Annotated in this window: 29 protein-coding genes; 3 read left to right on the forward strand and 26 right to left on the reverse strand. The window is 64.2% G+C overall.

Annotation, left to right across the window (positions count from 1 at the left end; genetic code table 11):
- From trbK-alt to trbB, 6 genes are read right to left on the reverse strand one after another with little or no spacing between them, the layout of a single operon-like run.
- Complete coding sequence (trbK-alt, locus tag DRW48_RS08435; RefSeq protein WP_114076023.1) at nucleotides 1-288, reverse strand: putative entry exclusion protein TrbK-alt; 288 nt, start codon at nucleotides 286-288, stop codon at nucleotides 1-3.
- 10 nt (nucleotides 289-298) lie between these two features.
- Nucleotides 299-1,078: a P-type conjugative transfer protein TrbJ gene (gene trbJ, locus DRW48_RS08440; RefSeq protein ID WP_114076024.1), complete on the reverse strand. Its 780-nt coding sequence runs from the start codon at nucleotides 1,076-1,078 to the stop codon at nucleotides 299-301.
- A complete protein-coding gene (gene trbE, locus DRW48_RS08445; protein ID WP_114076025.1) occupies nucleotides 1,075-3,531 on the reverse strand; it encodes a conjugal transfer protein TrbE in 2,457 nt (818 codons plus the stop codon). The genes trbJ and trbE overlap by 4 nt, the downstream gene beginning before the upstream one ends.
- Nucleotides 3,532-3,544: 13 nt before the next feature.
- Nucleotides 3,545-3,826: a VirB3 family type IV secretion system protein gene (locus DRW48_RS08450; protein WP_003170524.1), complete on the reverse strand. Its 282-nt coding sequence runs from the start codon at nucleotides 3,824-3,826 to the stop codon at nucleotides 3,545-3,547.
- Nucleotides 3,826-4,158, reverse strand: a complete 333-nt coding sequence (locus DRW48_RS08455) for a TrbC/VirB2 family type IV secretion system protein (RefSeq protein WP_114076026.1) — start codon at nucleotides 4,156-4,158, stop codon at nucleotides 3,826-3,828. The genes DRW48_RS08450 and DRW48_RS08455 overlap by 1 nt, the downstream gene beginning before the upstream one ends.
- Nucleotides 4,155-5,096, reverse strand: coding sequence for a P-type conjugative transfer ATPase TrbB (gene trbB, locus DRW48_RS08460; RefSeq protein ID WP_479684906.1), 942 nt, complete (start codon nucleotides 5,094-5,096; stop codon nucleotides 4,155-4,157). Before trbB ends, DRW48_RS08455 begins: the two co-directional genes overlap by 4 nt.
- 317 nt (nucleotides 5,097-5,413) lie before the next feature.
- Here trbB and DRW48_RS08465 point away from each other — a divergent pair, with 317 nt between their 5' ends.
- From DRW48_RS08465 to DRW48_RS08470, 3 genes are all read left to right on the forward strand, one after another.
- Entirely contained in the window at nucleotides 5,414-6,031 is a 618-nt protein-coding gene (locus tag DRW48_RS08465) for a GNAT family N-acetyltransferase (RefSeq protein WP_114076028.1), read from the forward strand.
- A gap of 197 nt (nucleotides 6,032-6,228) precedes the next feature.
- Nucleotides 6,229-6,525 (forward strand): glycosyltransferase, encoded by a 297-nt coding sequence (locus DRW48_RS16285; RefSeq protein ID WP_241963213.1) that lies wholly within the window; start codon nucleotides 6,229-6,231, stop codon nucleotides 6,523-6,525.
- Between the two features lie 12 nt (nucleotides 6,526-6,537).
- Entirely contained in the window at nucleotides 6,538-7,473 is a 936-nt protein-coding gene (locus tag DRW48_RS08470) for a glycosyltransferase (protein WP_241963214.1), read from the forward strand.
- 42 nt (nucleotides 7,474-7,515) lie between these two features.
- Here the strand turns inward: DRW48_RS08470 and DRW48_RS08475 are convergent, their stop codons facing one another.
- The 20 genes from DRW48_RS08475 to DRW48_RS08575 form a co-directional block, all read right to left on the reverse strand.
- Nucleotides 7,516-7,938, reverse strand: coding sequence for a CopG family transcriptional regulator (locus DRW48_RS08475; RefSeq protein ID WP_114076029.1), 423 nt, complete (start codon nucleotides 7,936-7,938; stop codon nucleotides 7,516-7,518).
- 3 nt (nucleotides 7,939-7,941) lie between these two features.
- Nucleotides 7,942-9,933, reverse strand: coding sequence for a conjugal transfer protein TraG (locus tag DRW48_RS08480; RefSeq protein ID WP_114076030.1), 1,992 nt, complete (start codon nucleotides 9,931-9,933; stop codon nucleotides 7,942-7,944).
- A 30-nt stretch (nucleotides 9,934-9,963) separates the two neighbouring features.
- On the reverse strand, nucleotides 9,964-11,727 hold the full coding sequence (locus DRW48_RS08485) for a relaxase/mobilization nuclease domain-containing protein (RefSeq protein WP_114076031.1): 1,764 nt from the start codon (nucleotides 11,725-11,727) through the stop codon (nucleotides 9,964-9,966).
- Between the two features lie 250 nt (nucleotides 11,728-11,977).
- The gene (locus DRW48_RS08490) at nucleotides 11,978-12,763 is read right to left on the reverse strand and encodes a lytic transglycosylase domain-containing protein (protein WP_114076032.1); all 786 of its coding nucleotides are present in this window, start codon (nucleotides 12,761-12,763) and stop codon (nucleotides 11,978-11,980) included.
- A 3-nt stretch (nucleotides 12,764-12,766) separates the two neighbouring features.
- Nucleotides 12,767-13,105 (reverse strand): DUF736 domain-containing protein, encoded by a 339-nt coding sequence (locus tag DRW48_RS08495; RefSeq protein WP_003167733.1) that lies wholly within the window; start codon nucleotides 13,103-13,105, stop codon nucleotides 12,767-12,769.
- A gap of 68 nt (nucleotides 13,106-13,173) precedes the next feature.
- On the reverse strand, nucleotides 13,174-13,719 hold the full coding sequence (locus DRW48_RS08500; RefSeq protein ID WP_114076033.1) for a S26 family signal peptidase: 546 nt from the start codon (nucleotides 13,717-13,719) through the stop codon (nucleotides 13,174-13,176).
- A complete protein-coding gene (locus DRW48_RS08505) occupies nucleotides 13,716-14,237 on the reverse strand; it encodes a DUF2840 domain-containing protein (protein ID WP_114076034.1) in 522 nt (173 codons plus the stop codon). The genes DRW48_RS08500 and DRW48_RS08505 overlap by 4 nt, the downstream gene beginning before the upstream one ends.
- Nucleotides 14,234-14,488 (reverse strand): hypothetical protein, encoded by a 255-nt coding sequence (locus DRW48_RS08510; RefSeq protein ID WP_114076035.1) that lies wholly within the window; start codon nucleotides 14,486-14,488, stop codon nucleotides 14,234-14,236. The genes DRW48_RS08505 and DRW48_RS08510 overlap by 4 nt, the downstream gene beginning before the upstream one ends.
- Complete coding sequence (parA, locus tag DRW48_RS08515) at nucleotides 14,485-15,123, reverse strand: ParA family partition ATPase (RefSeq protein WP_114076036.1); 639 nt, start codon at nucleotides 15,121-15,123, stop codon at nucleotides 14,485-14,487. Before parA ends, DRW48_RS08510 begins: the two co-directional genes overlap by 4 nt.
- Nucleotides 15,120-16,184, reverse strand: coding sequence for a replication initiator protein A (locus tag DRW48_RS08520; protein WP_199286206.1), 1,065 nt, complete (start codon nucleotides 16,182-16,184; stop codon nucleotides 15,120-15,122). Before DRW48_RS08520 ends, parA begins: the two co-directional genes overlap by 4 nt.
- A gap of 113 nt (nucleotides 16,185-16,297) precedes the next feature.
- On the reverse strand, nucleotides 16,298-16,579 hold the full coding sequence (locus DRW48_RS08525) for a helix-turn-helix transcriptional regulator (RefSeq protein ID WP_003167739.1): 282 nt from the start codon (nucleotides 16,577-16,579) through the stop codon (nucleotides 16,298-16,300).
- Between the two features lie 135 nt (nucleotides 16,580-16,714).
- Nucleotides 16,715-17,332, reverse strand: a complete 618-nt coding sequence (locus DRW48_RS16290) for a DUF2285 domain-containing protein (RefSeq protein WP_241963450.1) — start codon at nucleotides 17,330-17,332, stop codon at nucleotides 16,715-16,717.
- Nucleotides 17,232-17,486 carry a transcriptional regulator domain-containing protein gene (locus DRW48_RS08535; RefSeq protein WP_114076038.1) on the reverse strand — a complete coding sequence of 85 codons (255 nt, stop codon included), beginning with the start codon at nucleotides 17,484-17,486 and terminating at the stop codon, nucleotides 17,232-17,234. Before DRW48_RS08535 ends, DRW48_RS16290 begins: the two co-directional genes overlap by 101 nt.
- Nucleotides 17,487-17,598: 112 nt before the next feature.
- On the reverse strand, nucleotides 17,599-17,862 hold the full coding sequence (locus tag DRW48_RS08540; protein ID WP_171218693.1) for a DNA -binding domain-containing protein: 264 nt from the start codon (nucleotides 17,860-17,862) through the stop codon (nucleotides 17,599-17,601).
- 94 nt (nucleotides 17,863-17,956) lie between these two features.
- On the reverse strand, nucleotides 17,957-18,217 hold the full coding sequence (locus DRW48_RS08545; RefSeq protein ID WP_029371814.1) for a helix-turn-helix domain-containing protein: 261 nt from the start codon (nucleotides 18,215-18,217) through the stop codon (nucleotides 17,957-17,959).
- Nucleotides 18,218-18,500: 283 nt separating this feature from the next.
- Nucleotides 18,501-18,902 (reverse strand): single-stranded DNA-binding protein, encoded by a 402-nt coding sequence (locus DRW48_RS08550; protein WP_114076039.1) that lies wholly within the window; start codon nucleotides 18,900-18,902, stop codon nucleotides 18,501-18,503.
- A 709-nt stretch (nucleotides 18,903-19,611) separates the two neighbouring features.
- Nucleotides 19,612-20,028: a hypothetical protein gene (locus tag DRW48_RS08560; RefSeq protein WP_010395074.1), complete on the reverse strand. Its 417-nt coding sequence runs from the start codon at nucleotides 20,026-20,028 to the stop codon at nucleotides 19,612-19,614.
- 164 nt (nucleotides 20,029-20,192) lie between these two features.
- On the reverse strand, nucleotides 20,193-21,125 hold the full coding sequence (locus tag DRW48_RS08565) for an SLOG family protein (protein WP_199286208.1): 933 nt from the start codon (nucleotides 21,123-21,125) through the stop codon (nucleotides 20,193-20,195).
- A 334-nt stretch (nucleotides 21,126-21,459) separates the two neighbouring features.
- Entirely contained in the window at nucleotides 21,460-22,497 is a 1,038-nt protein-coding gene (locus DRW48_RS08570; RefSeq protein ID WP_114076040.1) for a DUF7146 domain-containing protein, read from the reverse strand.
- Entirely contained in the window at nucleotides 22,498-26,844 is a 4,347-nt protein-coding gene (locus DRW48_RS08575) for a bifunctional class I SAM-dependent methyltransferase/DEAD/DEAH box helicase (protein WP_114076041.1), read from the reverse strand.
- Nucleotides 26,845-26,855 lie beyond the last annotated feature (11 nt).

The raw sequence follows: 26,855 nt of genomic DNA on the forward strand, positions 1-26,855 counted from the left end.
TCACTGTCCTTGATTCTGAGATGGGGCTGTGGGCGCCGGCGCACGGCCGAGGAAGCGGTCGCGGGTTTCGGCCCAGACGCGCATGCAGTCCGCATCGCTTGCGGCGCTCTGACCAAGCTGCTGGCACCAGCGTTGAGCCTCGCGCAGGGAATCTCGCACGGGCTCTGCGAGACGCGCGGGCTCCTCTGCGGGAGCTCCCTCCTTCCGGGTCATCTCGATCGCCGTCGCAGTGATCGCGATGGCGACGAAGACGACCGCGCCCAGCCGGGCCAGCAGCTTGCCATCCATGCTTGCGCCCTCAGTTGCCGTTGTTGAACATCTGGGCGTTGCCGGGCTGATAGCCGGAGCCAGGCGTCAGGAACCGGCGGCGTTGTTCGCGCCCCTGTTCGGCTGCGGCAGCCCTTTCTGCTTCGGTCAGCGCCCCGGCACGTCCATCGGCCGCGAGCAATGCGACAAGATCGGAGAGCTGCTGCGACTGGAGAGCGAGAAGCTGGTTGCCGGCCTGGGTCGCCTGGAGCGCGCCTGTCGCCCCCTGGCTTTGGCCGAGCAGCGTCGAAACTTCGGCGCGGTTCGTGTCGATGTTGCCGACCACGCCGGCCTGGACGCGCATGGCGTCCTGCAGTCCGCCCACGGTGTTCTGCCAGCGTGAGCGTGCATCGGCGACGAGCTGTTGATCCGTCGTCGACAGTGAGACATTGCCGTATTGTTGCTGAAAGGCCCGATCGATGCTCTGAACATCGAACGCGATGTTCTGAGCCTGGCTCAGAAGCTGTTGCGTGCGCTGAAAGCCCTGTTGAAGCTGCTGGAGCGAGGAATGCGGCAGGCTCGCGAGATTGCGCGCCTGATTGATGAGCATCTGCGCTTCATTCTGGAGCTGTGTGATCTGGTTGTTGATCTGCTCCAGCGTGCGCGCGGCAGTGAGCACGTTCTGCGCGTAATTGGACGGATCATAGACGATCCGTCCGAAGCCAAATTGAGCATGCGCCGGAGAGATGAAGATCGGCGACAGGGCGACGGGCATCGCCAGCATTGTCGCGGCCATGAATAGTGCGCGCGAGCGGGAACGATGGATGGTCATGACGTAGTCTCCTTGGGGGCTGGGGGAACGAGATTGGCGAGATCGGGGATAAGGTCGGCGGCCCAGTCGACGCCGCGCAGGCGCAGCCATGCGGGGAGGAACCCGTCTGGCCCATGCTCGGCGAAGATCCTGGCGATGGCCGTCTGATCGGTTTTGGAAGAAGCCGCGGTGAGCGCGAGGCCCACTTCGGAGAGGCCCAGGTCGAACAAGCGATTGCCGCGTCGCGACTGGCAGTAGTAGTCCCGCTTCGGGGTGGCCCGCGCGAGGATCTCGATCTGCCGATCATTCAATCCGAAGCGACGATAGATTGCGGTGATCTGGGGCTCGATCGCCCGCTCGTTAGGCAGCAGCAGCCGAGTCGGGCAGCTTTCGATGATGGCCGGGGCGATCGCCGAGCCATCAATGTCGCTGAGCGATTGGGTGGCGAAGATGACCGATGCGTTCTTCTTGCGAAGGGTCTTCAGCCATTCGCGGAGCTGACCTGCGAAGCCTTCGTCATCGAGGGCGAGCCAGCCTTCGTCGATGATCAGCAGTGTGGGCGATCCGTCGAGGCGATCGCCGATGCGGTGAAAGAGATAGGCGAGAACGGCGGGCGCTGAGCCTGTGCCGACAAGGCCCTCGATCTCGAACGCCTGCACCGCTGCATGCCCGAGATGCTCGTTCTCGGCATCAAGAAGCCGACCATAAGGCCCGCCGACGCAATAGGACCGCAAGGCTTGCTTGAGATCGTTCGATTGCAGCAGCACGCACAGGCCGGTGATGGTCCGTTCTTGGACAGGGGCGGAGGCGAGCGACGTTAAGGCGGACCAGAGGTGTTCCTTCACCTCTGGCGTGATCTGGATGCCTTCGCGCATGAGGATGGCGATGAGCCAGTCAGCGGCCCAGGCGCGTTCGGGCACGTCATGGACGCGCGCGAGAGGCTGAAGTGATACGGAAGACTCGGCGCCGTCCGTCAGATCACCGCCAAGGTCGTGCCAATCGCCGCCCATCGCCAATGCCGCGGCCCGAATGGAGCCGCCGAAGTCGAAGGCGAAAACCTGAGAATTTTCGTAGCGGCGGAATTGGAGCGCCATCAGCGCCAGCAGCACGGACTTGCCCGCACCAGTCGGACCGACGACGAGCGTATGGCCGACATCTCCGACATGAAGGGAAAACCGGAACGGGGTGCTTCCTTCGGTCTTGCCGAACAGCAAGGGGGGCGACCCGAAGTGCTCGTCCCGTTCCGGCCCCGCCCACACCGCTGAAAGCGGGATCATGTGGGCGAGATTGAGCGTGGAAATCGGCGGCTGCCGAACATTGGCGTAGACATTGCCCGGCAGCGAGCCGAGCCATGCGTCTACGGCGTTGATGGTCTCGGGCATGGCGGTGAAGTCGCGGCCCTGGACCACCTTCTCGACCAAACGCAGCTTTTCGTCAGCGATCCGCGGGTCGTTGTCCCAGACGGTGATGGTCGCCGTGACATAAGCCTGGCCGGCATAGTCGGCCCCTAGTTCCTGAAGTGCGAGATCGGCGTCTGCGGCCTTATTGGCTGCGTCGGTGTCAACGAGGGCGGACGCCTCGTTGGTCATGACCTCTTTCAGGATTGCGGCGATAGATTTGCGCTTGGCGAACCATTGCCGCCGGATCTTTGTCAGCAGCTTGGTGGCGTCGGTCTTGTCGAGCAGGATTGCCCGTGTCGACCAGCGATAGGGGAATGCAAGACGGTTCAGCTCGTCCAGGATTCCGGGTGTCGTCGCGGTGGGAAAGCCGACGATAGTCAGGATGCGAAGGTCGGAATGTCCCAGACGCGGCTCAAGCCCGCCGGTAAGCGGCTGATCGGCGAGCAGCGCATCCAGATAGATCGGCGTTTCGGGGACCCGCACCCGATGACGGTTGGTTGAAACGCAGGAATGCAGATAGGTCAGTGTCTCGGCGTCATCGAGCCAGCCGCATTCCGGCATAAAGCCATCGAGCAGCGACAGCACCCGGTCGGTGCGATCGATGAAGCCGCGCAGGACCTCATGCGGATCGACGCCGCTTCGGTCGCGTCCCTCATAGAGCCATGCTTCAGTCCGCGCCGCATCTTCGGCCGGCGGGAGATAGGTGAAGGTGAGGAAGTAGCCGGAAATGAAATGGGCGCCGGCTTCCTCGAAGTCCGCCTTGCGCTCGGCATCGACCAAGGCCGACGCCGGATCGGGAAAACGGCTCTCGGGATAGGTCGAGGCTTCGTGCCGTTGCGCTTCAACGAAGATCGCCCAGCCAGAGCCGAGCCGACGGAAGGCGTTGTTGAGGCGTCGCGCGACTGCAACCAATTCGGCCGCAACGGCACTGTCGAGGTCGGGGCCGCGGAAGCGTGCGGTACGCTGGAACGAACCGTCCTTGTTGAGGACGGCGCCCTGGCCCACCAGAGCCGCCCAAGGCAGGAAATCCGCCAGGCGGCTGGAAGTGCGGCGATATTCAGCGAGGTTCATCATGAGCGCTGCTCCTTCAGACCGACAGGTGGCCGGGGATGCGCAGATGCCTCCGGCCGACCTCGACGAAGAGCGGGTCGCGCTTGGCGGCCCAGACGGCGGCGAAGTGGCCGACAACCCAGATGGCCAGGCCGACAAGCCAGAGGCGCAGACCGAGGCCAACGGCTCCGGCCAAAGTGCCGTTCATGATGGCGATGGAGCGCGGTGCGCCGCCGAGTAGGATGTGCTCGGTTAGCGCCCGGTGGACCTGCACGGTGAAGCCCGGCACCTCGTCGAGCTGTTCCAGCCTCCCCGCCATCACACGAGCGCCCCGCCGCCGAACGAGAAGAAGGAGAGAAAGAAGCTGGATGCGGCGAACGCGATCGACAGACCGAACACGATCTGAATCAGACGGCGGAACCCGCCGGACGAGTCGCCGAAGGCCAGTGTGAGGCCGGTGACGATGATGATGATGACCGCGACGATCTTGGCGACCGGGCCCTCGATCGATTGCAGGATCGATTGAAGCGGCGCTTCCCAGGGCATGGACGAACCGGAAGCGTGAGCGGCGGGGGCGAGGATCAGGGTCGCATAGGTGACGGCTGCTACTGCCGTGACATGGCGGCGGATGCGCCGGGCGTGACGGATCATGAGGGATCTCCTGTTGGGCTTGAGGCTGAGGTTGCGGGAGTGACGCGGTAGTCGCCGTCCGGGCCGAGGCCATCGACGCACGCGAGTTCGGCGAGCCGGCGTTGCGAGCCGCGACCAGCGAGAACAGCGACGAGGTCGATGGTCTCCGCGATCAGCGCTCTTGGGACGGTGACGACGGCTTCCTGGATGAGTTGCTCGAGGCGGCGCAGCGCACCGATCCCTGTGCCGGCATGGATGGTGCCGATGCCGCCCGGATGACCCGTTCCCCAGGCCTTGAGCAGGTCGAGAGCTTCGGAGCCGCGGACCTCTCCGATCGGAATGCGGTCTGGTCGCAATCGCAGCGAGGACCGCACCAGATCCGACAAGGTGGCGACACCGTCTTTGGTGCGCATGGCGACGAGGTTGGGTGCGGAGCATTGCAGCTCGCGCGTGTCCTCGATGATGACGACGCGATCCGTGGTCTTGGAGACCTCGGCGAGCAACGCATTGGTGAGTGTGGTCTTGCCGGTCGAGGTGCCGCCGGCGACAAGGATGTTGGCTCGGGCGGCGACCGCCCCGCGAAGCGTCTCGGCCTGGTCCGCCGACATGATTCCGGCGGCCACATAGTCGTCGAGCGTGAATACTGCGACGGCAGGTTTGCGGATCGCGAAAGCCGGCGCCGCAACAACTGGGGGCAACAGCCCCTCAAACCGCTCCCCCGTCTCGGGTAGTTCGGCCGACACCCGCGGATTGCCGGGATGGACCTCGGCGCCGACATGGTGCGCGACGAGTCGTACGATCCGTTCGCCATCTGCGGGCGCCAGACGCTCGCCTGTGTCGGACAATCCTTCGGACAGCCGGTCGATCCAGAGCCGGCCGTCAGGATTGAGCATCACCTCGACGATCGACGAATCTTCCAGAAACCGCGCGATGGCCGGTCCAAGGGCTGTGCGCAGCATGCGTGCGCCGCGCGTGATCGCGTCCGATTTCTGGTGAGATGCCGCCATGTCGTCCCCTTGCGGCCAGGGACCGTTCAGCCGGCCCTGGATCGGGGACGATTAAAAGAGCCCGAAGTTGGGCTGATTCAACAAGTCTTTGTCGGAGTAGTAGCGTGGCGTGCAAATACAGGAGAATGGCGGTTAAGCTGGAAGCCGCTATGGTCTGCGCCCAGACGCCCGAATCCATACGCCATGCGCGTTGCTATACCTACCTCTCGCCATGATCGCCCGGTTCACCGGCGTGGTCATTTGCTGAAATTGCCAAGAAAGCATCTTTGATGAGCAAACTCCCTGTCGCGCCGAAAGGTTGTTCGGAGATCCCAGGCGGCCACATCGCTACCATCGTGACAAATCTTGAGATGTTGCAGAAGCCGTTGCTTCGGCCGGCAACTATGCCGGAAGACGTCACCTTTGTGCGGATGGTCGATCCTGACCTGAGTGAATACCGGGCATTGTTTCTCAAGGTTGGCGAACGCTGGATGTGGTTCTCCCGGGTGCTGATGGAAGACGGCGCCTTGCGGGAAATTCTGACCAATCCGAAAGTAGAGAGTTTCGAGATCCGTGAGGGGAACGAGGCGATCGGCTTGCTTGAACTCGATTTCAGTGAACTCGACCAGTGTGAGTTGTCATTTCTTGGTCTCACCGCCGCGGCGACGGGAAAAGGGCTCGGGCGCGCGATCATGAATGTCGCCGTCGAACAGGCCTGGTCTCGGCAGATCAGGCGATTCTGGGTGCATACTTGCACGTTTGATCATCCAGCAGCGCTCGAATTCTACATTCGAACGGGCTTTACGCCCTTCAGTCGGCAACTAGAGGTGGTGCCTGACCCGCGACTGAGCGGTGTCCTACCCATGCACGCTGCACCCCACGTGCCGATCATCCAGCCGCAACCATGACCTTCGGACGATTTCGAGCGCAGCATCATGCAACGGGACCGAATTCCCAATCGAAACTTTGTGCCTAAGGTGAGAAGATAGATGTCTGTGGGGAACCTTCTCTGATGTGGTGGGACGTATATTGCCCACGTCGCTGGAGCGCACATCGTAACCCTCAAATGCGTTGCATCATCGTCGACCTTTAAGGGAATAAGAGGATGCGTTTCTCCATCCACACGCTCGGCACGCGCGGCGACTTTCAGCCTTATCTGGCGCTCTCCCGTGGGCTCAAGGCGCGCGGGCACGAGGTGCTGATTGTTGCACCAGCTCAATTCGCCGAGATGGCAGCGGCCGAGGGCGTTGCGTTTGCGCCTTTGCCAGCCGAGTTCCTGGATCTGCTCGAAACCGCCGAAGCGAAAAAGGCTATCGGCAGCTCGGGCGCTGGTTTTGCAGCCGGCTTTAAGCTGCTGCGGTATTATCGCGAGATAGGCCGAAAGCTGCTTGATGCCGAGTGAGATGCCGCTCGCATGTTCGCTCCCGAAGCAATCTTGTTCCACCCCAAGGCGCTAGGCGCACCCCATATCGCGGCGAAGCTCGGCGTACCACTCTTCCTCGCACCGCCGCTGCCGGGCTTCACCTATACGTCGGCTTTTCCGACACCAATCCTCCCGTTCGGTTCGCTTGGACCGCTCAATCGAATAAGTCATGCCCTGATGATCCACGGCGGGCCCACGCTGTTTGCAAAGACGATCCGCGCATGGCGAGCCGAGGCGCTCGGGACCTCCGCTCGCGGCAAAGCGGCTCCGCTGACTGGCACACTCTATGGTTACAGTCCGCACGTACTGCAAAAGCCGAAAGACTGGGGCGCAGAGGTTGCAGTGACCGGCTACTGGTTCCTCGATACGCCGGATTGGAAGCCTGACGCGGAGCTTGCTGATTTCCTCGCGGCTGGCGATCCGCCGATCTATATCGGCTTCGGCAGCATGCCCGGTGTTGATCCGCAACGGCTGGCAAGTCTCGTGGTCGACGGTTTGAAGCGAGCGGGCAAGCGGGGGTTGCTCGCGACCGCGGGCGGTGCGCTCGGGCAGATCGAGCCGAGTCGGCATATCCATGTCATCTCGGGCGCTCCGCACGATCGGCTCCTTCCGCTTATGCACGCAACGCTACATCACGGCGGTGCTGGGACCACTGGCGCTGCTTTGCGTTCGGGCAATCCCACGGCCATTTGTCCATTTCTCGGTGATCAGCCCTTCTGGGCGCGTCGCGTCGTTGCTCTTGGGGTGGGGCCAAAGCCCCTCGGCAAGGATGCGATGACAGTAGAGGACCTGGCTTCTGCCTTTCTGGCGATGGACGATGTCGGCATGCGCGCCCGTGCCGCCGAAATTGGAACAGCTATCCGTGCCGAGGATGGGGTCGCGGCCGCCATCGACTTTATCGAGAGAAAGCTGAACCAAGCCAGATGACAGCAATGTGCTCAAAAGCCGTCGCTGCCACCCCGCCACTCTTCAGCTCTCGCGTTGATCGTCCGAACCGATATCGTCGGGTATCTCACGCAAGAAGCTCTGACCCTGTTGGAGGCGCCGTCCGATCGTCTCGATAAACCCTTCGTAGCGTTCGCGGCCCCTCGCCTGCGCAGCTGAGTTGGCGTCGCCGGTCAGCGGCGGCGTGACCGACAGCCAGAAGCGAACGTATAGGGCAAGCGTCTCGGCCGTGATGCCGAGATCGCGTTCGATGCGGTGGATCTGCCTGGTCATGCGGTCGAGACGGCGTGTGAGGGCGGCTTCGCGCTTGTCTGCTCCATCAGGCGAAAGAAACGATGCGACCGCAGCCTCGACGATCGCCGAGCGCGAGATCTTCTTGCGGTCCGCGAGGTCGGCGATCTGGCGCAGCATCTCAGGCGGAAAGTACACATTCATGCGGTCGCGCATGGCTCAGAGCTCCATATTGTCGTTGGGGTCCATGGAGACCTGGCGGGCGATTCCAGTCATGTGGCGGCGAAGCGCTTGCCGTTGGCGCGCGGCGTCCTCGGGTTCGTCGTCGAGCAGAGCTTTGAACTCGTCGGCAGGGTTCGGATCGGTCGTTTCCTTGACGATGGCGACATGATCGGGAAGCTCGGGTTCTCGACGAAGGCCGCTATTGGCCGCGTCTTGCTCGGCCTTCTGGATCTCGGCGAGCAGCGCAGCGTCCGGCGCCTGCGGCTTCAGCTCTGTCCAGGCGTCCTTGCGCGTCGTGCGACTGGTTTGGGCCGGGTCCGGCGGGGGCAGTACGCGCTCGACGAAGCGCTTGTCCTCGAAGTAGCGCGCCTTGTTGGCCCGGATCGGCGGGGTAGCCGCCAACATGACGATTTCATCGTTGGGCGGAAGCTGCATGATCTCACCGGGGGTCAGCAGCGGACGCGCGGTTTCAGAGCGCGACACCATGAGATGACCGAGCCAGGGCGACAGACGGTGCCCGGCGTAGTTTTTCATCGCCTTCATTTCGGTGGCTGTGCCGAGCGCATCCGAGACGCGCTTTGCGGTGCGCTCGTCATTGGTCGCAAAGCTCACGCGGACATGGCAGTTGTCGAGGATCGAGTTATTGGCGCCGTAGGCCTTTTCGATCTGGTTGAGCGACTGGGCGATGAGGAAGGCTTTCATGCCGTAGCCGGCCATGAAGGCGAGCGCGCTTTCGAAGAAGTCGAGGCGGCCGAGAGCCGGAAACTCGTCGAGCATCATCAGCACGCGGTGCCGCCGGGCCTTGGTGTGCAGATCCTCGGTCAGGCGGCGACCGATCTGGTTGAGCACAAGCCGGATCAACGGCTTGGTGCGCGAGATGTCGGATGGCGGGACCACCAGGTAGAGGGTGGCCGGCAGCGCGTCCTCGATCAGGTCGGCGATGCGCCAGTCGCAGCGGCGTGTCACTTCAGCAACAACGGGATCGCGGTACAGGCCCAGAAAGGACATGGCGGTGGACAGGACGCCGGAGCGCTCGTTGTCGGATTTGTTGAGCAGTTCGCGGGCCGTTGAAGCGATGACGGGGTGGGGGCCGGCCTCGCCGAGATGTGGCGTGGTCATCATCGCCGCCAGCGTGGTCTCGATCGGGCGCTTCGGGTCGGACAGGAAACCTGCGACGCCGGCAAGGGTCTTGTCCTTCTCGGCATAGAGGACGTGAAGGATGGCGCCGACCAGCAAAGAGTGACTGGTCTTTTCCCAGTGATTGCGTTTCTCCAGCGAACCCTCGGGGTCGACCAGGACGTCAGCGACGTTCTGGACGTCGCGCACCTCCCACTCGCCGCGCCGCACTTCGAGCAGAGGATTGTAGGCGGCCGATTTCGGATTGGTGGGGTCGAATAGCAGCACCCGACCGTGCTTCGAGCGGAAGCCGGCGGTGAGCTGCCAGTTTTCGCCCTTGATGTCGTGAACGACGACGGAGCCCGGCCAGGTCAGCAGGGTTGGCACGACGAGGCCGACACCCTTGCCGGATCGGGTCGGAGCAAAACACAGAACATGCTCCGGTCCGTCGTGGCGAAGATAGTCACGATCGAGCTTACCGAGGACGACGCCGTCAGGGTTGAGCAGGCCAGCCGCCTTCACCTCCTGCGGCTTCGCCCATCGAGCCGAGCCATAGGTTTCGATGTTCTTCTGTTCGCGAGCGCGCCACACCGACATGCCGATGGCGACCGCGATGGCGATGAAGCCGCCTGATGCGGCGATGACGCCGCCCTTGGCGAACACGCCCGGCGCATATGCGTCGAAGAAGTACCACCACCAGAAGATTGCAGGGGGATAATAGATCGGCGTCCCGGCAAGCTCGAACCATGGTGTGCCGAGCTGGGCCTGATAGCCAAGTTGCCAGGCGACATATTGCGTCGCGCCCCAGGTGGTGAGGAGGATGATCAGAAAGACGGTGAGGATCTGGCCCCAGAGGATTTTGGTGGCGGACATTCGCCGGGTCCTTTCTTGCTGCTTGTGGTGCTAGAGGCCCAGGCCGCGCTGGCGACCCAGGCTCCACTCGATGCCGCCATGCCCCTTGGCGACGCCGGCGATATGCTGGCCGAGCTTCTTTTCGAGCGGCGGTGTCCAGGGCACGAGCTGGAAGCCGAGCCCATTGTCGATCATGGCGAAGCGGCCCGAGGTGAGCGCGATACGCTGGCGATAGACACCGGCGACATGCTCGCCGGCCTGCGCTTTCTGGTACGGCAGTCCGTGTTCGCTCTGGAGCTTCGTGCCAACGGCATCGAGCTCGCGCTGTCGCAGCGTATTGAGGAGATCGCGTTGCAGCAGGATGCGTTGGCCCTGCCGGCGGGCAAGGCCTTCATCGGCTAGATGCTCGGCGCGCGCCTGCATGGCGTCGCGCACCTCGGCGCCGAAGCCTCCCATCGACATGGGCATCGCCTCGCGCTCAACCAGGCGATGATCCAGCCAGGTCGCGCCCGGCGCCGTGATCTGGCGGTTGAGATCGAAGTCCGATCGGTTGGCGAGCGCCAGCGTCGGCCGGGGATCGTCGGGGCCGCCGAAGCGACGTACCTCGACGATGCCGCCAATCGGGGGCGCATGCTCGAAGGCCTCGATCCCGCGGAAGCGGACATGGTGCGCGCGGCCGTCCGTGCCGTCGATCACGGCATAGGCTTCGCCGGTCAGCTCGTCATGCAGGCCGCGATCGACCAGGCGGCCAATAACGGGTGAACCCGCCCCGCCGCCGTCGATCGTGTAATCGCTGACGCCGCGATCCTGACCACGCTCGGTGAAGGCGCGGTGCATGGTCTTGATGATGTCGCCGCGAATGCCGAGATCGCGCAGTGTGCGTTCGGCCTGCAGCCCGACGGTCCATTCCCCTGGAGCGCCTTGTGCCGCGAGCTCCATCCTTTCGAGATGCTGGAGTCTGCCGATCATCAGGCGGCGCAGCGAGGGATCGGTCTTGCGGTTCGCCTCGGGGCGCAGGTCGATAAAGCCGGTCTCGTCGGCGGCGATGCGGATTTCAACATCGAGCCGTGTCCAGCGCTCGGCGGTGACTTCCTTTTCCAGCGCGTTGCGGATTTCATGTTCGGGCTTGGGGCCGAGTTCGATGGAGACAAGATCCTCGGCGCGGGAGCGCAGGCCGCGGCTGATGTAATCGCGCGAGATGACCAGATCGGCGCCGGTCTCGTCGACGCCGCGCACAAGCAAATGCACATGCGGATTGTCGGTGTTCCAGTGATCGACGGCGACCCAGTCGAGCTTGGTGCCCAGATCCGATTCCATCTGGTTGGCGAGGTCGCGGGTGAACTCTCGCAGATCGGTCATGTCCCCCGCGTCTTCGGGCGAGACGATGAATCGAAAATGATGCCGGTCATCCCTGCATCGGTCGGAGAAGGCGAGATCGTCGGCGCGCTCGTTCGTCGCGTCGAACAAGACCCCCTTCTCCCCATCACGGCTGACGCCTTCGCGCTTCAGGTAGGACACATGAGCCGAGAGTGGCGCGGAGCGGAATGACGTGCCCTGATGGCGGACCACGCGCGCCTTGATGACGACACGGCGCGAAGCGCTGAATATGCGCGAACGGCTGAAGCTGGTGCGTCCACGCCCGAAGGTTGAATGACCACGGCCGGCGCTTCTCTTGGCGGTCTGCCCTTCGCCAGAGCTGTGCCCGGCCTTCTTCGAGGCCCTCAGCACTTGATTGATGAAGCTCTTGGACTTGGGTGCGCGCGTGGATTTGATGCGTCCTGGGCGGACGCGGAAATCGCTGTCGCCCTCGCTCATGGGAGGGCCTCCCGAGACGGCGCGAAGGCGCACAGTGCCGAAAACACTGTTGAAATCGCTGGGTAAAACAGCAGTCGCGGCACGCGACCCGACCGACCAGCACGCCAAAAGCCAAGCCATGTCAATGGCTTGTGCGAATATGGCGAGGCCCTTTTATCTCGCCGTCCTGCTGTCGTTGCTCTCTGCTCCTCCCACCCTTGCGCACAACGCTCTCTGGAACACGCCAAGCTGCGCCATGATGCGAACCGGCTCATTGCGGGTCTCCATCGTCGGCACGGGCAACGAAAATGCTGCCGCTTTGCACAGAATTGGCGGGACCTTCGCCCGATGACGGCGCAGTCCGGGCGTCGTTGTCTTGCGGTTCGGATACCATTTTGCGCGCATCCAGACCGTGGGCTGACGGCGTGACGAAGAGCGGAGCTCGTCGCCAAGCGTGCGGATCGGCGGCGGCAACATCGACGGTCCCCGGTGCGGGTGGCGACAGGTGAGCCCCGCCGATCAATGGCGCGAGCGTGGCGACATAGGCGCGGGTTTCTGCCGGAAGGGGGCGGCCCGCGAGGTATTCCTCATAGCGTCCGGGTCCAGCGTTATAGGCTCCAAGAAAGCCCGGCGATCCGTAGCTATCGTACATTTCGCGCAGATAGGCCGTACCAGCGATGATGTTGTCGCGCGGGTCGAACGGATCGCGTCCAAGGCCATAACGGACGCGCAATTCCGCCCAAGTGGCGGGCATGACCTGCATCAGGCCCATTGCTCCCGCCGATGAGACGGCGCGCGCGTCATCGGCGCTTTCGACGCGGCGCACCGACCTGATCCAGTGTTCGGGAATACCGAAACGCTGTGAGGCTTCGGTCACGAAGGCGGCGTGAGGATCGTGGGTTGGCTGCGCGATCGACGGAGCGCTCTGCGCCAGTACGGCGAGCGGCGGCGCGGCGGAAACAGACAGGCCGGAAAGGAGGAAGAGGATGATGCACCGGGCAGCGCGAGGCCGCCCGGTTGACATCGGCGATGCGGGGGTCGTGCGAGCGATCCGCATGCGCTATTCCCGTTCGCCGCGCTTCTGAGGGCGGCTCCAGTGCAAAGACCAGGAGGTCGTATCAGCCCCGTTCTGGAACAGGCGGGCACGGATCGGCTGCGCAAAGCTGGGGTCGTCGATCAGCAGTGACAGATATTCACCAGCCTTTTCGCTGGACTCCGTCCAGGCCGCGCCGATCTCCGGTGCGTTGTCATCCGCGCCGTGATGGACGCGGTAGCTCGGCGCGTTCTCGACGTCCGAGGGATCGACGGGAACGATGGTGATCTCGCGAAATAGGGTGAGCGTATGAATGCGGCCGGTGAAGCCGGATTCCTCGCGGGTGAATTCGCCGATTTGCGGCATGGCGGTTTCCTTTCAAGATGCGGTGGAGAAGGATTGGGCGAGCAGCGCGCCCGCCCCAGGCGAAGCGATCACCGCGTTGGCGCCCGCCATTCGAAGCGGCCGTGGCCGTCCTCGTCGGTCCACAAGGGAACCGCGCGGCCGATGACGGCGCTGGCCGGGATCGGGCCGAAGTAGCGGCCGTCCAGACTGTCGGGAACGTCCCAGTTCATGAGGAAGACCTCGCCGTCCGCGACGATCCGGCAGCCCTGCCAATCGGGGAGCGGGCGGTCGATTCGGTCGCGTTGGAGAGCCGTTCCCATCGCGACGCCGTCGACACTGATCAGGACGCCGGAGCGGCAGACGGTCTGCCCGGGAAGGCCGAGGACCCGTTTTAGGAGTGGCGTGTCGCGCGGCAGGTATCCGCCGTCGGCGAGAAAGCTCGCAATCGGTTCCGGCGCAGTGACGGCGACCAGATCGGTGACTTCGAGCCGCTTTGCAGGTTCGACCGAATAGAAACCGATCGGGGTGCTGGCCGAGGCATTCCAGATGAGTTTGGTGGGGGCGTCGATCCACGTCGTCACGGCGATCGCGCTGGACGCTACGAACGTCGCCATGGCCCATTTGAGGTCGGTCATGGCACGATCCTCCGGCGCTTAAGCCACGCCTGGTGCTGATCGCGCGAGTAGCGGCGTGCGTCCTGGCCGGCGCTCAGTCGGTTGTGTACATGCCGCCAATAGTCTGGCGCGGCGTCGGCCGGATCGAGCGAAAGGGCCTCGATCGCGTCGATGAGCTGCAGCACGCGTTCGACCTTCGGCCAGCTTTCGATCTTGAGCAGGATGTCGCCGCCGGGGCGCACAAAGGGCAGCGTCTGATAGGACTCGCCGGGCGTGATGGCGCGCACGATATCGATGCGCGAGATGATCGTGCCGAAGTCGTTGGACGCCCACCGGACGAAGGCGAAAGTCGTGCCGGGCCTGAACGAGAGGACGCGGCGGCGGCGATCAAGGATCGTCTCCTGCACGTCTTGACCGAACCTGATCCAGTATTCGATCTGCTTTTCCACCCATGTCAGCTCGACGTGGGTGAGACGGTCGGTTTGGAAAGACGACGGCATCGAGCCGCCGCGCATGCGGGGGGCCGCGATGCCGGTCATGACGGGTCTCCTGGTGATTGGGGGAATTCGCGCGCGAGCAATTCGCGAAGCATGTCGGCGACGGTGACGCCGCGTTGAAAGGCGGCGATCTTGATGCGACCGCGCACCTCCGGCGTGACGTCGATGGTCAGCCTAGCGGTGAAGCCCGTGCTGGAAGCTGGACCAGGCGACACCGGTTCGGCGGACTTGATCCAGTCGTCTGGGTCGGAAGGACGCGCGACGAAGCCGCGCCGGGCGCTGGCTTTGGTCATGGCGCCAACCTCCCGACTTCCGCAGTCAGGGCGGCGATCTCGCGCGCGGCCGCGCTATTGTCGTCGGCCTCAAAAACGAGGCACCCGGACTGTGCTAGGTCGGCGAAGGCGACACGCTGGCCGATCGTCGCCGACAGCAGGGGCGGATCGTGGTCGGCCAATGTCTCGGCGGTCTCGCGGGCGATGACGGTGCGTGCAGTGCAGCGGTTGAGTACGAAGCGAGCCATGAGTTGCGGCCGATAGATTTGGGCCTCTGCGAGCAGCGCCAGCATTTCGGCCGAGGCCCAGCCATCGAGCGGTGACGGCTGCACAGGGATCAGGACAAGATCGGCGGCGAGCAGCGCCGAACGCATAAGACCTGCAACGCGTGGTGGTCCGTCGATGACGATGTGATCGGCGTCACGCGCGAGCTCGGGCGCTTCGCGATGAAGTGTGTCGCGCGCCAGGCCGATGACGCCGAACAGGCGAGGCAGGCCCTCGCGGGTGCGTTGCTGCGACCAGTCGAGCGCCGATCCCTGTGGGTCGGCATCGATCAGGGTGATGCGCTTGCCTTCAAGCGCCCATTGACCAGAAAGATGCAGCGCGAGCGTCGTTTTGCCGACGCCGCCTTTCTGATTGAGAAGCGCGACGATCATTTCGCGCCTCCAGGCTCGTCGCCGAAGGTGCGATGCGCGTGGCCGGAAGAGCGGTCCGTACAGGCGGAGCTACGAAGAGCCTGATCGGTTACATGCGCTTGAAGTGATGGCTTTTTGGCCTGGTTCGGCCGCCTTCCGGCGACGTTTTCCACATCGCGCGCGCGCTCTTCAAAGTTAGATTCTTGGTTAGACTCTAAGTTAAGGGCGCGATTTCGCTTTTTGTTTCCAGAGCTTACACCCTGTTTCGGTTCCCGATAGCACGAGCCTCCGGTTCCCGATAGCACGATAGGTCGGGTTCCTGATAGCACGAGGCCGTCCACAGGTTGTCCACAGGCCGCCGATGGTTCGAAAGCAAGCAGCAACCGGCCGCCGACTTCGACCTCAAGGAACAGCGAGTAGCCAGGCAATGGCTGGCGGCGAATGATGTCGCGCAGCTCGAACGCGAAGCGTTTTAATGGCGAAAGACTGCCGGATTTCTGATGCAGGTGGCGGAAGTCGAAGCGCCAGCCATTGCGTTGTTTGCCGCCATGCTTGCGCACAATGCGGTAGAGCCAGCGATCGAGGCCTCCAGTGAGACCGAAATAGTCCCGGTCGATGGTCAGGACGAGCGCATCGTCGAGAACGGCGCGGTAGAACCAGTCCGGCACGATCAGTTCGATGCCAGCGGGACGCCCTTGGCGATCGGTGCGCTCCTGCCATTCATTGATCCAGGAGAAACGGTGGCGGCGTCCTTCGGCCGCTTGCCGTATTGAGGTTGCGACCGTGGTCGACTGCAGCCGGTCGAGTGCAGCCTTGAGGCGCTGATAATCGCGCATCGATACGCCGCGACCGATGAAATTGAGGATCTCGTAGGGGGTGGCGGCCATCAGGCGCGAAGTGCGAAGACCCTTGTCGCGCGCTTCGACGATCTGGCTCGCCGCCCAGATGAGGATGTCGGCATCCCAGATTGTGGCCATGCCATGATCGGGAACCGCCTCGACGCGGATGCTCACGTCGCCGGCGACGAAATCGATCGGCGCGGTGCGGTGTGACTTGGAGAGGGAGAAGAACGGATAGGCCATGAGGTCCTGCGCATCGCGGGGCGCGAAATCGCCAGGGAGCGCGTGGAACAGATCGAGTTGTCCGCGCTCCGGAGATGGGCGATGCCGCGTCGTCATTGAAAAGACCGCGCGGATCAGCGGGCGTGACGGCCGGCATGGGATGCCGGTGCGGGCTCATGGCGTTTCGCGGGTAGCACGCTGCCCCGCGGATCGGAGGTGGACGTCACGGCGCCGCGTTCAGCCCATGCCTCAAGCTCATTGACAGAATAAACGACGCGCCCGCCAAGCTTGCGATAGGCCGGCCCGGTGCCGTAGGTCCGGTGCTTTTCGAGGGTACGGGCCGAGAGACTGAGGAATTCGGCGGCTTCCTTGGTGCGGAGGAAGCGCGGCGGCAGGGTCGCGAGATTGGCGTTCATGGTGGCCTCCGTGGCTTTCGCGGGAGCCGCTGGCGATCAGCGGCGAACGAAGGCCACGGTGGCGAAGAAGAATAGCGAAGGGGGAGTGCGAACTTGGGGGGGCCTAATTCGCACACCTTGCCCTAGTAGCGCAGGTTACGAACGACGGCGGTGGCGAAGAAGCTTGCGGTAACCGCCGTCGATCATCGCGAAGCCGTCCTTGACCAGATCGAGGACAGCGTCCCGGAGCGCGGACGTTTTCCAGGGGTCGCTGGCAACGCGTTCAACTCCGAAAATCGCTTCGGCGATCTCGCGATAGTCGGCATTGTGCAAACGGCCGTCAGCGGCGCGCAGCATGTTTTTGAGACGACGGCGCTGCTGCGCCGTCATCCGGCTGTCCTGTGGCACAGGCAGGCCGTGAAGGCTTCGCCAGAGTCTGATCAGTGACTGGACACGATCCAGGCTGTGGGCGTCGAGCGGAATGATGGCGGCGATGGACTGCGTCGGCTCGAGACCCGCTCTCGAGACAAGGTGCAGGCGACCGCTTCCGGTGAGAACCGATATATGCAGTCCTTCCTCTGAACTGCGGCTGATTTCCGAGCGAATATCCTCGAAAATGCGAGGGCTGACCTGCTCAATTTCCGGGGCGGGTCCGATATGGACTACGCTGGTGTCAGCTTCCGGCGTCCAGAAAACCGGTTGTTCGAGTGCATTCAGGCTCGGCCTGGCGGGGAAATCGGAGACCCCAGCGATCGCCGATCGCTTCGGTCTCAGGCCCGAGTTCGGAGGCCGTGCGGATGGAGTTTGCGTAGTCGCGCTGGTAATCGAGATTGCGCCGAAGGCACTCCCACGCCAGTGCATCTACATCTGCCCGATCGAGATAGTCGTATGTAGTTGATGATCGCCATTCTCTTGTATCGGGCGTCATTTAATCCTCCCCGTTCAGCGAATACGCGTACAGAGCGAATTGATTCCGGGGATTCTATTTCTTGGGAAGGTTGCAAGGCGCAACAGGCGTTGCACTTGAGACAACACGGGATCTAATGAGGCCGGCCGCGCCTGAGCTGCCGGTAGCCATGCTCGGTCATCCAGTGTGCGCGAGCCAGATGGCTGTCGTGGACGCGGCGAGCGCGGTCCGGCTCAGTCCTTGGACAGATGCCGAAAAGAACCTCGGCCGCTTCCCGCCAGTCTGCTCCATCTGCCTCTGCGTCCAGCAGACGTGCATAGAGTTTAATGTGCTGTCGGTCATATTCGGTGAGCGACAGCATGGAAGGGGCTTCGTCGAGGAAATCAATTGTGGTCATTAGTCGGCACGTGACACTCTGGGATGGCGGTTGCTATTCTTAAGCACCATTACAGCGCGACGATGACAAGCGGGAGGCGGTAGAAGGGTGGGAATTACCGGACTCTGCTGCGTTCGGCTGCTTCGTGCACATCGACAAGCATAACCCCTTCGTTGCGGCCCGATCTGATGAAGGCGATTCCTTCGGCCTCAAGCGCTCTGCGGACCTGGTCGCTGGTGCTTTCATACACACGCAGTTCAGCGGCCGACTCCATGCGCTTGAGCGCCGTCAGCGAAACCTTGGCCTTGTCAGCGAGCATCTCCTGTGTCCAACCCAGTAATGCGCGCGCGGCCCGTGTTTGTCGGGAAGTGATCATGCATGATCACCTCCCACCGTGCGTCAACGTCACGCCAGAACTACGACTATTATAGACGGAGTTTGAGTGGAAAGCGACCCAGAATCGGTGTTCCTAGAGATTTGACGTCTGGTCAGTGGCGGGGGCGATTCGGGCAGTGCTAGGCTCTCTCTCCGCAAGCCAAGGCGAGCAGGAGAGATTGTTCGAGGCTTATCGTGCTGCCGGGAGACGACGACTCATGCCAGGAACGCCAGACAATTAGGAAATCCCGGCGGCTTACGCCGCCGGGCTCCCGGTATCCCGCTCAGAACGGGATGTCATCGTCGTCGATGAACTTGCCGTCGTCGTTCTGGGTCTGCTTTGCCCGGCTGAGGAAGTCCACCGTCTCGGCAATGATCTCGCAGCCGTAGCGCTCGACGCCCTGCTGATCGGTCCACTTGGTGTAGTGGATGCGGCCGCGAACCAGAACCTTCATGCCCTTCTCGCAATGCTGCTGGATCGTCTTGCCGAGGCCGTTGAAGGCGGTGATCCGGTGCCACTCGGTGTCCTGGACGCGATAGCCGTCCTTGTCTCGGACAACCTTGCCTTCCGAGTAGCGGGGGCGCGAGGTGGCCAGCGTGAAGTGGGTGATCGAGGTGCCGCTCTGGGTGTTGCGGGTTTCGGGGTCCTGGCCGATGTTGCCGGCAAGAATGACGATGTTCTGCATTGTAAGTCTCCGTTGCTTCTCGAAGGGACCATCCCTCCGACGAGACCCGGCCAAGGCCGTCGGGAGACGCCAGCAAGCGCCGCCTTGGCGGCACCTCGCCCTTAAGGCCCGGAGTGGAGCGGGCAGCCGCGCTTGCGCGGCAACACGGTCCGGAGCCGCGGGGGTTGCGGTCGGAAACCGAACGGACTTAGGGGATCAGTCAGTCGGAGGGATTGGCGCCTCGGAAAGCTCACACCGGGGACGCACAGCAGAACCGTTCGTCCTTCCCGGCAACGAGGGCGCTACAGGCCCCGATATGAAACCCGCATCAGAGCGGGGTGCGCGCCGCAGGGATCGCCGTCACGAGCCTCAGCACGCCGCCAGTCGGAAGGCAAGCCGGGACCAGGACGAACGGCTATTGGGCTCCAGGATGTATGGCGTTGTTCCACCCCGTCGGCCGAAGGTGCGATCTAGTGAATTGCAGGGCTGGAGAGCATGAAGGTTCTGGTTCGCGGACGCCACGATACGGAGGGGAACGAAGCAGAGAGTGGCGACCTTGCTAAGGCTGGAAGGGTATCAGCCGATGACCGACTTCCACAGCGGGGCCAATCGGAGCGAAGACCCTGGCAGTTACAGCGCTGGTGACGCCATTCCTCAGAGCAGGATGCCGGAAGCCCGACGGTGCAAGCCGCGCAAATTTCTTCGTGACCAGCGGCGATTCGCGATCGCATCAGCGAGACAGGACGCCTGTGCCGAGCGCATTGAGATTGAGCATCGCCGCTATGCCGATGAAGAGACCGCCCGCGCCGCCGAGCAGGTTCAGCATAATCGTCGAGTCGACGAAGTTCTTCGTGACGCCATGCACGAGCGCATAACCGGCGATCATCGCCGGCACCGCGAATACGGCGAGGGCGATGAGCCGCAAGGCTGGGTTCTTGGCAAAGCCTACGACGGCGATGACCAGCGCCACGGATAGCAGCGCCGCGCCGAGGGCGGCGAGCGCCGACAGCAGGAAGCCGGCCTCCATTCCATAGACATATTGAAAGGCCGTCAGCCCGACCATGAACGGCAAGGCGTAGATGGCAAAGTTGTAGGCGATGACGCAAAGCGCGATCGTCAGGGAGATGGCAAGCAGGATGAGGGTCACGGCAGCCTCCGCATGAACGATTGAGGATCACCACAGGCTGCCGGATAATACGCTCCGCCTGCGACTATGCCAGTTCGCCGTTGCTGCAAATATTCTTCAAGAAAGCCATCAACCTCGTGTTCAGTCAAGTAGAGGCGGCTGGCAGGCCGCCGAGCGGCGGCGCTTTACGCGCCGCCGTCGAACTTCATGACTGGAATGCCGAGCTTGCGCGCCTTATCCGCAAGGTTCTCCTGAATCCCGGTGCCGGGGAAGACCAGGACGCCGACCGGCAGGACATCGAGCATGGCGTCGTTGCGCTTGAAGGGCGCGGCCTTGGCGTGCTTCGTCCAGTCGGGCTTGAAGGCGACCTGCGGCACCTTGCGACTGTCAGCCCAGCGGGAGGCGATCAGTTCAGCGCCCTTCGGCGAGCCGCCGTGCAGGAGCACCATGTCCGTGTGCTTGGCATGAACCTGATCGAGCTTCGTCCAGATCAGGTTGTGATCGTTGAAGTCCGCACCGCCCGTGACGGCGACTCTGGGACCGGCGGGCAGCAGCACCTCCGTCTCGGCCCGGCGCTTAGCGGCGAGGAAATCGCGGCTGTCGATCATTGCCGAGATGAGGTTGCGATGGTTGACCATCGAACCGCTGCGCGGCCGCCAGGGCGTGCCGGTGTGGTGCTCGAAGGCGTCCGCCGAGAGGTCGCGGAAGAGTTCCATGCTGTTGCGCCGTTCGACCAGGGTCTGTCCCTCCGCCGTGAGGCGTTCGAGTTCGACGCTCTTGACCTCGCTGCCATCCTGTTCCCGCTGAAGGCGGCGCTGCCCCTGCTCGTTGTCGTCCAGTTCGCGTTCGACCCGGTCGGCGGCGCGATGGAAGAGATTGACCGTCGACCAGAGGAGATCGTCGAGATCGGGTTCGAGGCGGGTGTCGCCGAGCGTCGAGACGAGGGCGTCGAAGATGTCTGCGACGGCTGCGGCGACGGTGTTGCCCTCCGGCAGCGGACGCGGATCGGGTTCGTCCTGGAAGGGGCGGTAGCCATAGAGCTGGAGTTCGGTGAGGACGTGATCGGTGGGGGATGAGGTGTGGACCGGCTCGAAGCCTGTGTCATCGTCTTCGTTCATCATCGGGAGCATCCTTCGTCTGGAGACCGCGCCCATCGCGGCCTTCGCAGGCGTCGAAGCTCACGGGCGGGACGGCCTGGCAGCCCTCGTGCTCCCGCGAGGGCCTTGATGGCCAAGCCGGCTATTTTGCTTCGCGATGCAAAGGCGGGGCTTGCCCCGCTGGCGGAAAATAGCCGAAAGCGCAGCGCCATTGCCCGGCTGGCCCGTTTGTGAGCCGATCGCCCTCTCAGAAGGCCGTGGGCGCCCTCTCCGACGCGGGAAGGGTGTTCCCGATGATGAGTGGAGACGGCAGGCGGAGCCATTCAGAGCTTTGCCCCATCCCCCGCCGATCCTCTCACCCCTCCATGAACCGGCTGACGTCCACGGGATGAAGCTGATCCTTCAGGGCCGCCCGGAGGGCATCGACGCCGCGCCAGCGCAGATCCTCGTTGAAGTCCTCGCGCGCTGGCGACATCGCAACCGCTTCGATCCCGACGCTCGCAGCTCGGGCGATCAGGCTGTCTCTCGCGCCGTCCCCAGCCGGATCACGATCGCGAAGGACATAGAGCCTGCGCAGCGTCGCCGGGAACAGGATGGCGGCGAGGTGTGCGGCCGAGAGCGCCGCCAGCATCGGCATGTGCGGCAGAACCTGACGGGGCGACAGCACGGTCTCGATGCCCTCTCCGGCGACCAGCACATCGCCGGCAACGCCAAAATGGACGCCGTGTCCGAGAAGGTCGCCCATCGCCCGCCTCGGCGTTTCGACAGGCGCCTTGCCCGAGCCGTCCGGGGCGAGCCAGGTGCGGTGCGCGCCGGTCTGTCGCCCGTCAAGGTCGGTGACGGACGCGATCATCGCCGGCCAGATCTCCGTGGGCGAATGCTCGTCGGGCCGGTAATAGCACCGGGGATGGTAGCGCAGTGCGGTGCCGCCGATGAGCGACGTGATTGCCCGCCCGCTGAGGTAGATTTCCGCAAGCGTGCCGCCAATCGGCTGCGACACGGCGAACAGCCGCCGCGACGCTTCGGGCGAACCGACGGCAATGCTCGATGTCCTGCCGGTCGGTGTCCCGGTCTGTTCCGGCAAGGGATGCGGGAGACTGAGGAAACGGCGCGCTTCCTCGGCCACATCCGTGAAATCGACGAGGCCAAGCGCCTCGCGGATGATGTCGAGCAGATCGCCATGGTCGCCGGTGGCGGCGTCGGTCCATTTCCCGGCCGGACCTTTGGGGGTGTCCCTGAGTCGGACATAGAGGGAGCGGCCGGGGCTGTTCTGCGCGTCCCCGACCTGCCAGTAATTGCCTGCCCTCCGACCGGAGGACAGGTATTCGCGGCAGACCGCCTCGGCCTCGCGGCCGAGGCGATGCGCCAGTTCCGAGGCGTGACGCGAAGCCATTTATGCGGCCTCCCGTTCGCCGATGCGTTCGACCGGCCAGCGGTCGAAGAGCTTGCCGATGATTACCGGCCCCTGAGCGTCCACCGGCACGAAGAAGCGCAGCTTCCACGAGATGATCTCGTGATAGAGGCCATAGGCCGTGAGGCGCTGGCGCATCGTGTCGGTGAAGCCGGTGAGTTCGATGCGCAGCGCGCCCATGACGCGGACCCGGCGAAGCTGAAGGCCCTCGGCGAGATCGAGGATCGTCTTTCCGTCCATAAGGGCGGTGAAGGCATCCTCCGGCGTGATCGACGCGACGCCGATCGCGGTCGCGTGGGCAACCCAGGCAGGCGAAACGCGGCGGCCGATGATCCGCTCGCCAGCATCGGTCTGGAGCCGATAGACGCGGGTGGATTCGTTCGGCAACCGCTTCCAGATAGGCAACAGGAGACCTGTCACCATATGCAGGGTGCTGTCGGAAAACTCCGGCACCTCGGCAATCTCGGCATTCCAGGCAGAGGCGAAGGCGTCCCGGTCGGCTTCGACCCAATGGGTCTCGGGCATGGTCTTGACCGGGATGTTGTGCGCTTCCGTCGGCCGGATCAGTCGGACACGGCGCTCGATCTCGCCATCGTCCAGCATGACGCTGGTGGTCGGAACCTGCACGGCGGCGCGGCCCGACCGCTCGTTTACCAACAGTACCGCGCGCGGATCGTCCAGGTTGCCTATGGCCTCCGACAGCGTGACCGGATGGTTGCGCTTGCGCTCGATGATGGTCAGCAGGCGGGTCTGGGCGCCGGTTCGCGGATGGGTATAGATTGTTTGACGGTCGGTGACGGTAAAGCTCTCCGCTCGCAGCGTCTCCAGCCCGGCGTCATAGGTGCCCGACGCGATGGCGCCCTCGATGCGCGCCGTCAGAAGTTGCTCGAAGGCGGTGAACAGCACGCCCTGAAGCTCAATCGTCAAGGCCAGCAGCCGGTTCAGGAAGGTCGTGATGGCCGGGAGGTCATCCTTGATGCCGTTGGAGTCCATCAGCTTCAAGCCGGTGGCGCTCTCAAAGCGGTCGAGCGTGCATCCCTCGACCTTGCCGCGGACCAGCAGCAGGTAGAGCTGGCGCAGCGCGTCGCGGGCGTAATGCGATTCCAGATTGTCTTCGGGCCGAAACAGGCCCTGACCGGCGGTCTGGCGCTGGCCGCGCGTGATCGCGCCCAGGGTGTCGAGACGGCGGGCGATGGTCGAAAGGAAGCGCTTTTCGGCTTTGACGTTCGTGGTGATCGGCCGGAACAGGGGCGCTTGCTTCTGGTTGGTCCGGTGCGTTCGGCCAAGCCCCTGGATCGCAGTATCGGCCTTCCATCCGGCTTCGAGCAGGTAATGGACGCGCAGCCGCGTGTTCCGTGCCGACAGTTCGGCATGATAGCTGCGGCCTGTGCCGCCGGCGTCGGAGAACACCAGAACCTGCTTGCCGTCGTCCATGAACGCTTGGGTTTCGGCCAGGTTGGCCGAAGCTGCGCGATTCTCGACGACAAGGCGATCAACAGTGACGCCCTTGCCAGCCTTGCGGATGATGCGCCGCAACCGGCCCGTCACTTCAGCCACGGTATCGGTGCCGAACTGCTGGATGAGCTGGTCCAGCGCACCGGGGACCGGCGGCAGGCTGGCGAGCTTTGCGATCAGCTCGTCGCGGCGGGCGACCGCTTCGCGGCTTTCGACGGGCCGGCCGTCGCGCATGACGGGCCGCGATGACGTATTGCCCTCCGAGTCGGTGAACGGCTCGTAGAGCTGCACCGGGAAGGAATGGGCAAGGTAGTCCAGGACATATTCCCTCGGGGTGATGTCCACGCGGACGTCGTTCCATTCCTCGGTCGGCAGCTCGGCCAGCCGGCGTTCCATAAGCGCCTCGCCGGTCGAGACGATCTGGATGACGGCCGAATGGCCCGCCTCCAGATCGGCTGCGATGGAGCGGAGCAGCGTCGGGGTTTTCATGCTGGTCAGGAGATGGCCGAAAAACCGCTGCTTGGCCGACTCGAAGGCCGAGCGCGCGGCGGATTTCGCCTGCCGATTCAGGGTGCCGGTGCTGCCGGTGATATTGGCCGCTTCCATCGCCGCATCCAGATTGTTGTGAATGATGGCGAAGGCCCCGGCATAGGCATCGTAGATGCGGGTCTGTTCCGGGGTCAGCTCATGCTCGACCAGCTCGTATTCGACGCCGGCGAAGGACAGCGACCGGGCGGTGTAGAGGCCGAGGGCGCGCATGTCGCGGGCCAGAACCTCCATCGCCGCGACGCCGCCGCCCTCGATGGCCTCGACGAATTCGGTCCGCGTGGCGAACGGGAAATCCTCGCCGCCCCAAAGGCCAAGGCGCTGGGCATAGGCGAGGTTGTGGACCGTAGTGGCGCCGGTCGCGGAGACATAGACGATGCGGGCGTCCGGCAGGGCGTGCTGGAGGCGAAGCCCGGCTCGGCCCTGCTGGCTGGCGGCGACATCGCCCCGTTCTCCCTTGCCGCCTGCGGCGTTCTGCATCGAATGCGCCTCGTCGAAGATGATCACTCCATCGAAATCCTCGCCCAACCATTCGACGATCTGCTTGACGCGGGAAACCCTATCGCCGCGGTCGTCTGAGCGTAGCGTGGCATAGGTCGTGAAAAGGATGCCTTCGGGCAGCGTCACGGGCTTGCCCTGCGGGAAGCGCGACAGCGGCGTAACCAGGAGGCGCTCCATGCCGAGCGCCGACCAGTCGCGTTGTGCGTCTTCCAGCAATTTGTCGGATTTGGAGATCCAGACGGCCTTGCGGCGGCCCTGCATCCAGTTGTCGAGGATGATGGCGGCGGATTCCCGACCCTTGCCGACGCCGGTGCCGTCACCGACGAAGAAGCCTTGCCGGAAGCGGACGGCGTTCTTGGCGTCCTCGGCCGCCGCGCTGACCACATCGCAGGTCTCGTCGACGGTCCAGGCCCCGGCGAGATGGTCGGCATGGGCCTGGCCGGCATAGATGACGGTCTCAAGCTGCGCGTCGGACAGAAGACCAAGAATGGTCTTCGGCAGATGCGGTCGGTAGCCGGGCTTCGGCGGGGCGACGCTCGCCATCGCCGCCGACTGGACGAGCTGGGTTGGATGAGGCTGGGCGCCGGGAATACGGATGACCTGAAGCGCGTATTCCTCATAGATGGCGTCGGTGATGTGGCCGCCCTCGGCCGGCTGCCAATCGACAATCTCATAGTCGAGCGGTGCGGCTTCCGGCTCGGTCTGCGGCGCCGGGCGGGCGGCTTTCGCCGTGGCGGCGATATAGCCGCGCACGGTGCGAGGCGTAGGCGCTGCGGCAACCGGGACAACGACTGAAGGATCGACAGGCTGACGCGCGGGCAGGCTCGCGCCGATCCAGACCATCAGGGTGGCGGCATCCGGTGCGGCGCCGGGAGAGGTCGGGAAGACTGCCGGATCGTCGGCGGGCAGCTTGTCGATGACGGTGATCCGGGTATCGATCGTCGTGCCATGCTTGGCATAGACAGAACCATCGACTGCGGCGGAGAAGACCACGCGACCGCGCTCCTGCAGCCGGACGAAGGCCGGGGTCCAGGCAGGATTATCGGGGGCGAAGCTCGCGCCGGTGATCGTCACCAGCCGCCCGCCGGGCGCAAGGCGCGCAAGCGCCGAAGCGACGTGGCGGAAGGCGGCATCGGCGACGCGGCCCTGGACATTCGCCAGCGCCGAGAACGGCGGGTTCATCAGCACCACGGACGGGACCAGGGCAGGATCGAGGTGATCGTCGATCTGCGCCGCGTCGAAACGCGTGACGGACAAGGCGGGAAAGAGGGAGGAAAGAAGACCGGCGCGCATCTCGGCCAGCTCGTTGAGGACGAGCGCGCCGCCGGCGATCTCGGCCAGGATGGCGAGCAGTCCGGTCCCGGCCGAGGGTTCCAGAACCCGGTCGGCGGGCGTGATGGCGGCGGCAGTCGCGGCCGCCAGCCCCAGCGGGATCGGGGTGGAGAATTGCTGGAAGGTCTGCGCCTCCTCCGAGCGGCGTGTATGGGTCGGCAGCAGCCCGGCGATCCGCGTCAGCAGCGGCAGGCTATCGGCTGGCGAACCGGCTTTACGGAAAAGCGCCTTTCCGTACTTGCGCAGGAACAGGACGATCGCGGCCTCGCTGGCGTCATAGGCGGTTTTCCAGTCCCAGGCGCCAGCGGTATCGGACGCGCCGAAGGCGGTTTCCATCGCGCTGCGAAGCGTGGCGGCGTCGATGCGCTGGCCGCGCTCGAGGTGAGGCAGAAGAAGACCTGCCGCCGAAAAGACGGACGTGGCGGCATGGCTGTCGGGGACAAGCGGAAGCGGCCCGGCGACCGATGCCGCCGCGGATGCGGAAATCATGTTCATGGGGAGACCTC

The organism is Paracoccus suum (genome assembly GCF_003324675.1).
Lineage (GTDB): Bacteria > Pseudomonadota > Alphaproteobacteria > Rhodobacterales > Rhodobacteraceae > Paracoccus > Paracoccus suum.

Coding starts and splice junctions, on each gene's coding strand:
- trbK-alt (WP_114076023.1), bottom strand. CDS start 288: ATGGATGGCAAGCTGCTGGCCCGGCTGGGCGCGGTCGTCTTCGTCGCC.
- trbJ (WP_114076024.1), bottom strand. CDS start 1,078: ATGACCATCCATCGTTCCCGCTCGCGCGCACTATTCATGGCCGCGACA.
- trbE (WP_114076025.1), bottom strand. CDS start 3,531: ATGATGAACCTCGCTGAATATCGCCGCACTTCCAGCCGCCTGGCGGAT.
- DRW48_RS08450 (WP_003170524.1), bottom strand. CDS start 3,826: ATGGCGGGGAGGCTGGAACAGCTCGACGAGGTGCCGGGCTTCACCGTG.
- DRW48_RS08455 (WP_114076026.1), bottom strand. CDS start 4,158: ATGATCCGTCACGCCCGGCGCATCCGCCGCCATGTCACGGCAGTAGCA.
- trbB (WP_479684906.1), bottom strand. CDS start 5,096: ATGCTGCGCACAGCCCTTGGACCGGCCATCGCGCGGTTTCTGGAAGAT.
- DRW48_RS08465 (WP_114076028.1), top strand. CDS start 5,414: ATGAGCAAACTCCCTGTCGCGCCGAAAGGTTGTTCGGAGATCCCAGGC.
- DRW48_RS16285 (WP_241963213.1), top strand. CDS start 6,229: ATGCGTTTCTCCATCCACACGCTCGGCACGCGCGGCGACTTTCAGCCT.
- DRW48_RS08470 (WP_241963214.1), top strand. CDS start 6,538: ATGTTCGCTCCCGAAGCAATCTTGTTCCACCCCAAGGCGCTAGGCGCA.
- DRW48_RS08475 (WP_114076029.1), bottom strand. CDS start 7,938: ATGCGCGACCGCATGAATGTGTACTTTCCGCCTGAGATGCTGCGCCAG.
- DRW48_RS08480 (WP_114076030.1), bottom strand. CDS start 9,933: ATGTCCGCCACCAAAATCCTCTGGGGCCAGATCCTCACCGTCTTTCTG.
- DRW48_RS08485 (WP_114076031.1), bottom strand. CDS start 11,727: ATGAGCGAGGGCGACAGCGATTTCCGCGTCCGCCCAGGACGCATCAAA.
- DRW48_RS08490 (WP_114076032.1), bottom strand. CDS start 12,763: ATGCGGATCGCTCGCACGACCCCCGCATCGCCGATGTCAACCGGGCGG.
- DRW48_RS08495 (WP_003167733.1), bottom strand. CDS start 13,105: ATGCCGCAAATCGGCGAATTCACCCGCGAGGAATCCGGCTTCACCGGC.
- DRW48_RS08500 (WP_114076033.1), bottom strand. CDS start 13,719: ATGACCGACCTCAAATGGGCCATGGCGACGTTCGTAGCGTCCAGCGCG.
- DRW48_RS08505 (WP_114076034.1), bottom strand. CDS start 14,237: ATGACCGGCATCGCGGCCCCCCGCATGCGCGGCGGCTCGATGCCGTCG.
- DRW48_RS08510 (WP_114076035.1), bottom strand. CDS start 14,488: ATGACCAAAGCCAGCGCCCGGCGCGGCTTCGTCGCGCGTCCTTCCGAC.
- parA (WP_114076036.1), bottom strand. CDS start 15,123: ATGATCGTCGCGCTTCTCAATCAGAAAGGCGGCGTCGGCAAAACGACG.
- DRW48_RS08520 (WP_199286206.1), bottom strand. CDS start 16,184: ATGGCCTATCCGTTCTTCTCCCTCTCCAAGTCACACCGCACCGCGCCG.
- DRW48_RS08525 (WP_003167739.1), bottom strand. CDS start 16,579: ATGAACGCCAATCTCGCGACCCTGCCGCCGCGCTTCCTCCGCACCAAG.
- DRW48_RS08535 (WP_114076038.1), bottom strand. CDS start 17,486: ATGACGCCCGATACAAGAGAATGGCGATCATCAACTACATACGACTAT.
- DRW48_RS08540 (WP_171218693.1), bottom strand. CDS start 17,862: ATGACCACAATTGATTTCCTCGACGAAGCCCCTTCCATGCTGTCGCTC.
- DRW48_RS08545 (WP_029371814.1), bottom strand. CDS start 18,217: ATGATCACTTCCCGACAAACACGGGCCGCGCGCGCATTACTGGGTTGG.
- DRW48_RS08550 (WP_114076039.1), bottom strand. CDS start 18,902: ATGCAGAACATCGTCATTCTTGCCGGCAACATCGGCCAGGACCCCGAA.
- DRW48_RS08565 (WP_199286208.1), bottom strand. CDS start 21,125: ATGAACGAAGACGATGACACAGGCTTCGAGCCGGTCCACACCTCATCC.
- DRW48_RS08570 (WP_114076040.1), bottom strand. CDS start 22,497: ATGGCTTCGCGTCACGCCTCGGAACTGGCGCATCGCCTCGGCCGCGAG.
- DRW48_RS08575 (WP_114076041.1), bottom strand. CDS start 26,844: ATGAACATGATTTCCGCATCCGCGGCGGCATCGGTCGCCGGGCCGCTT.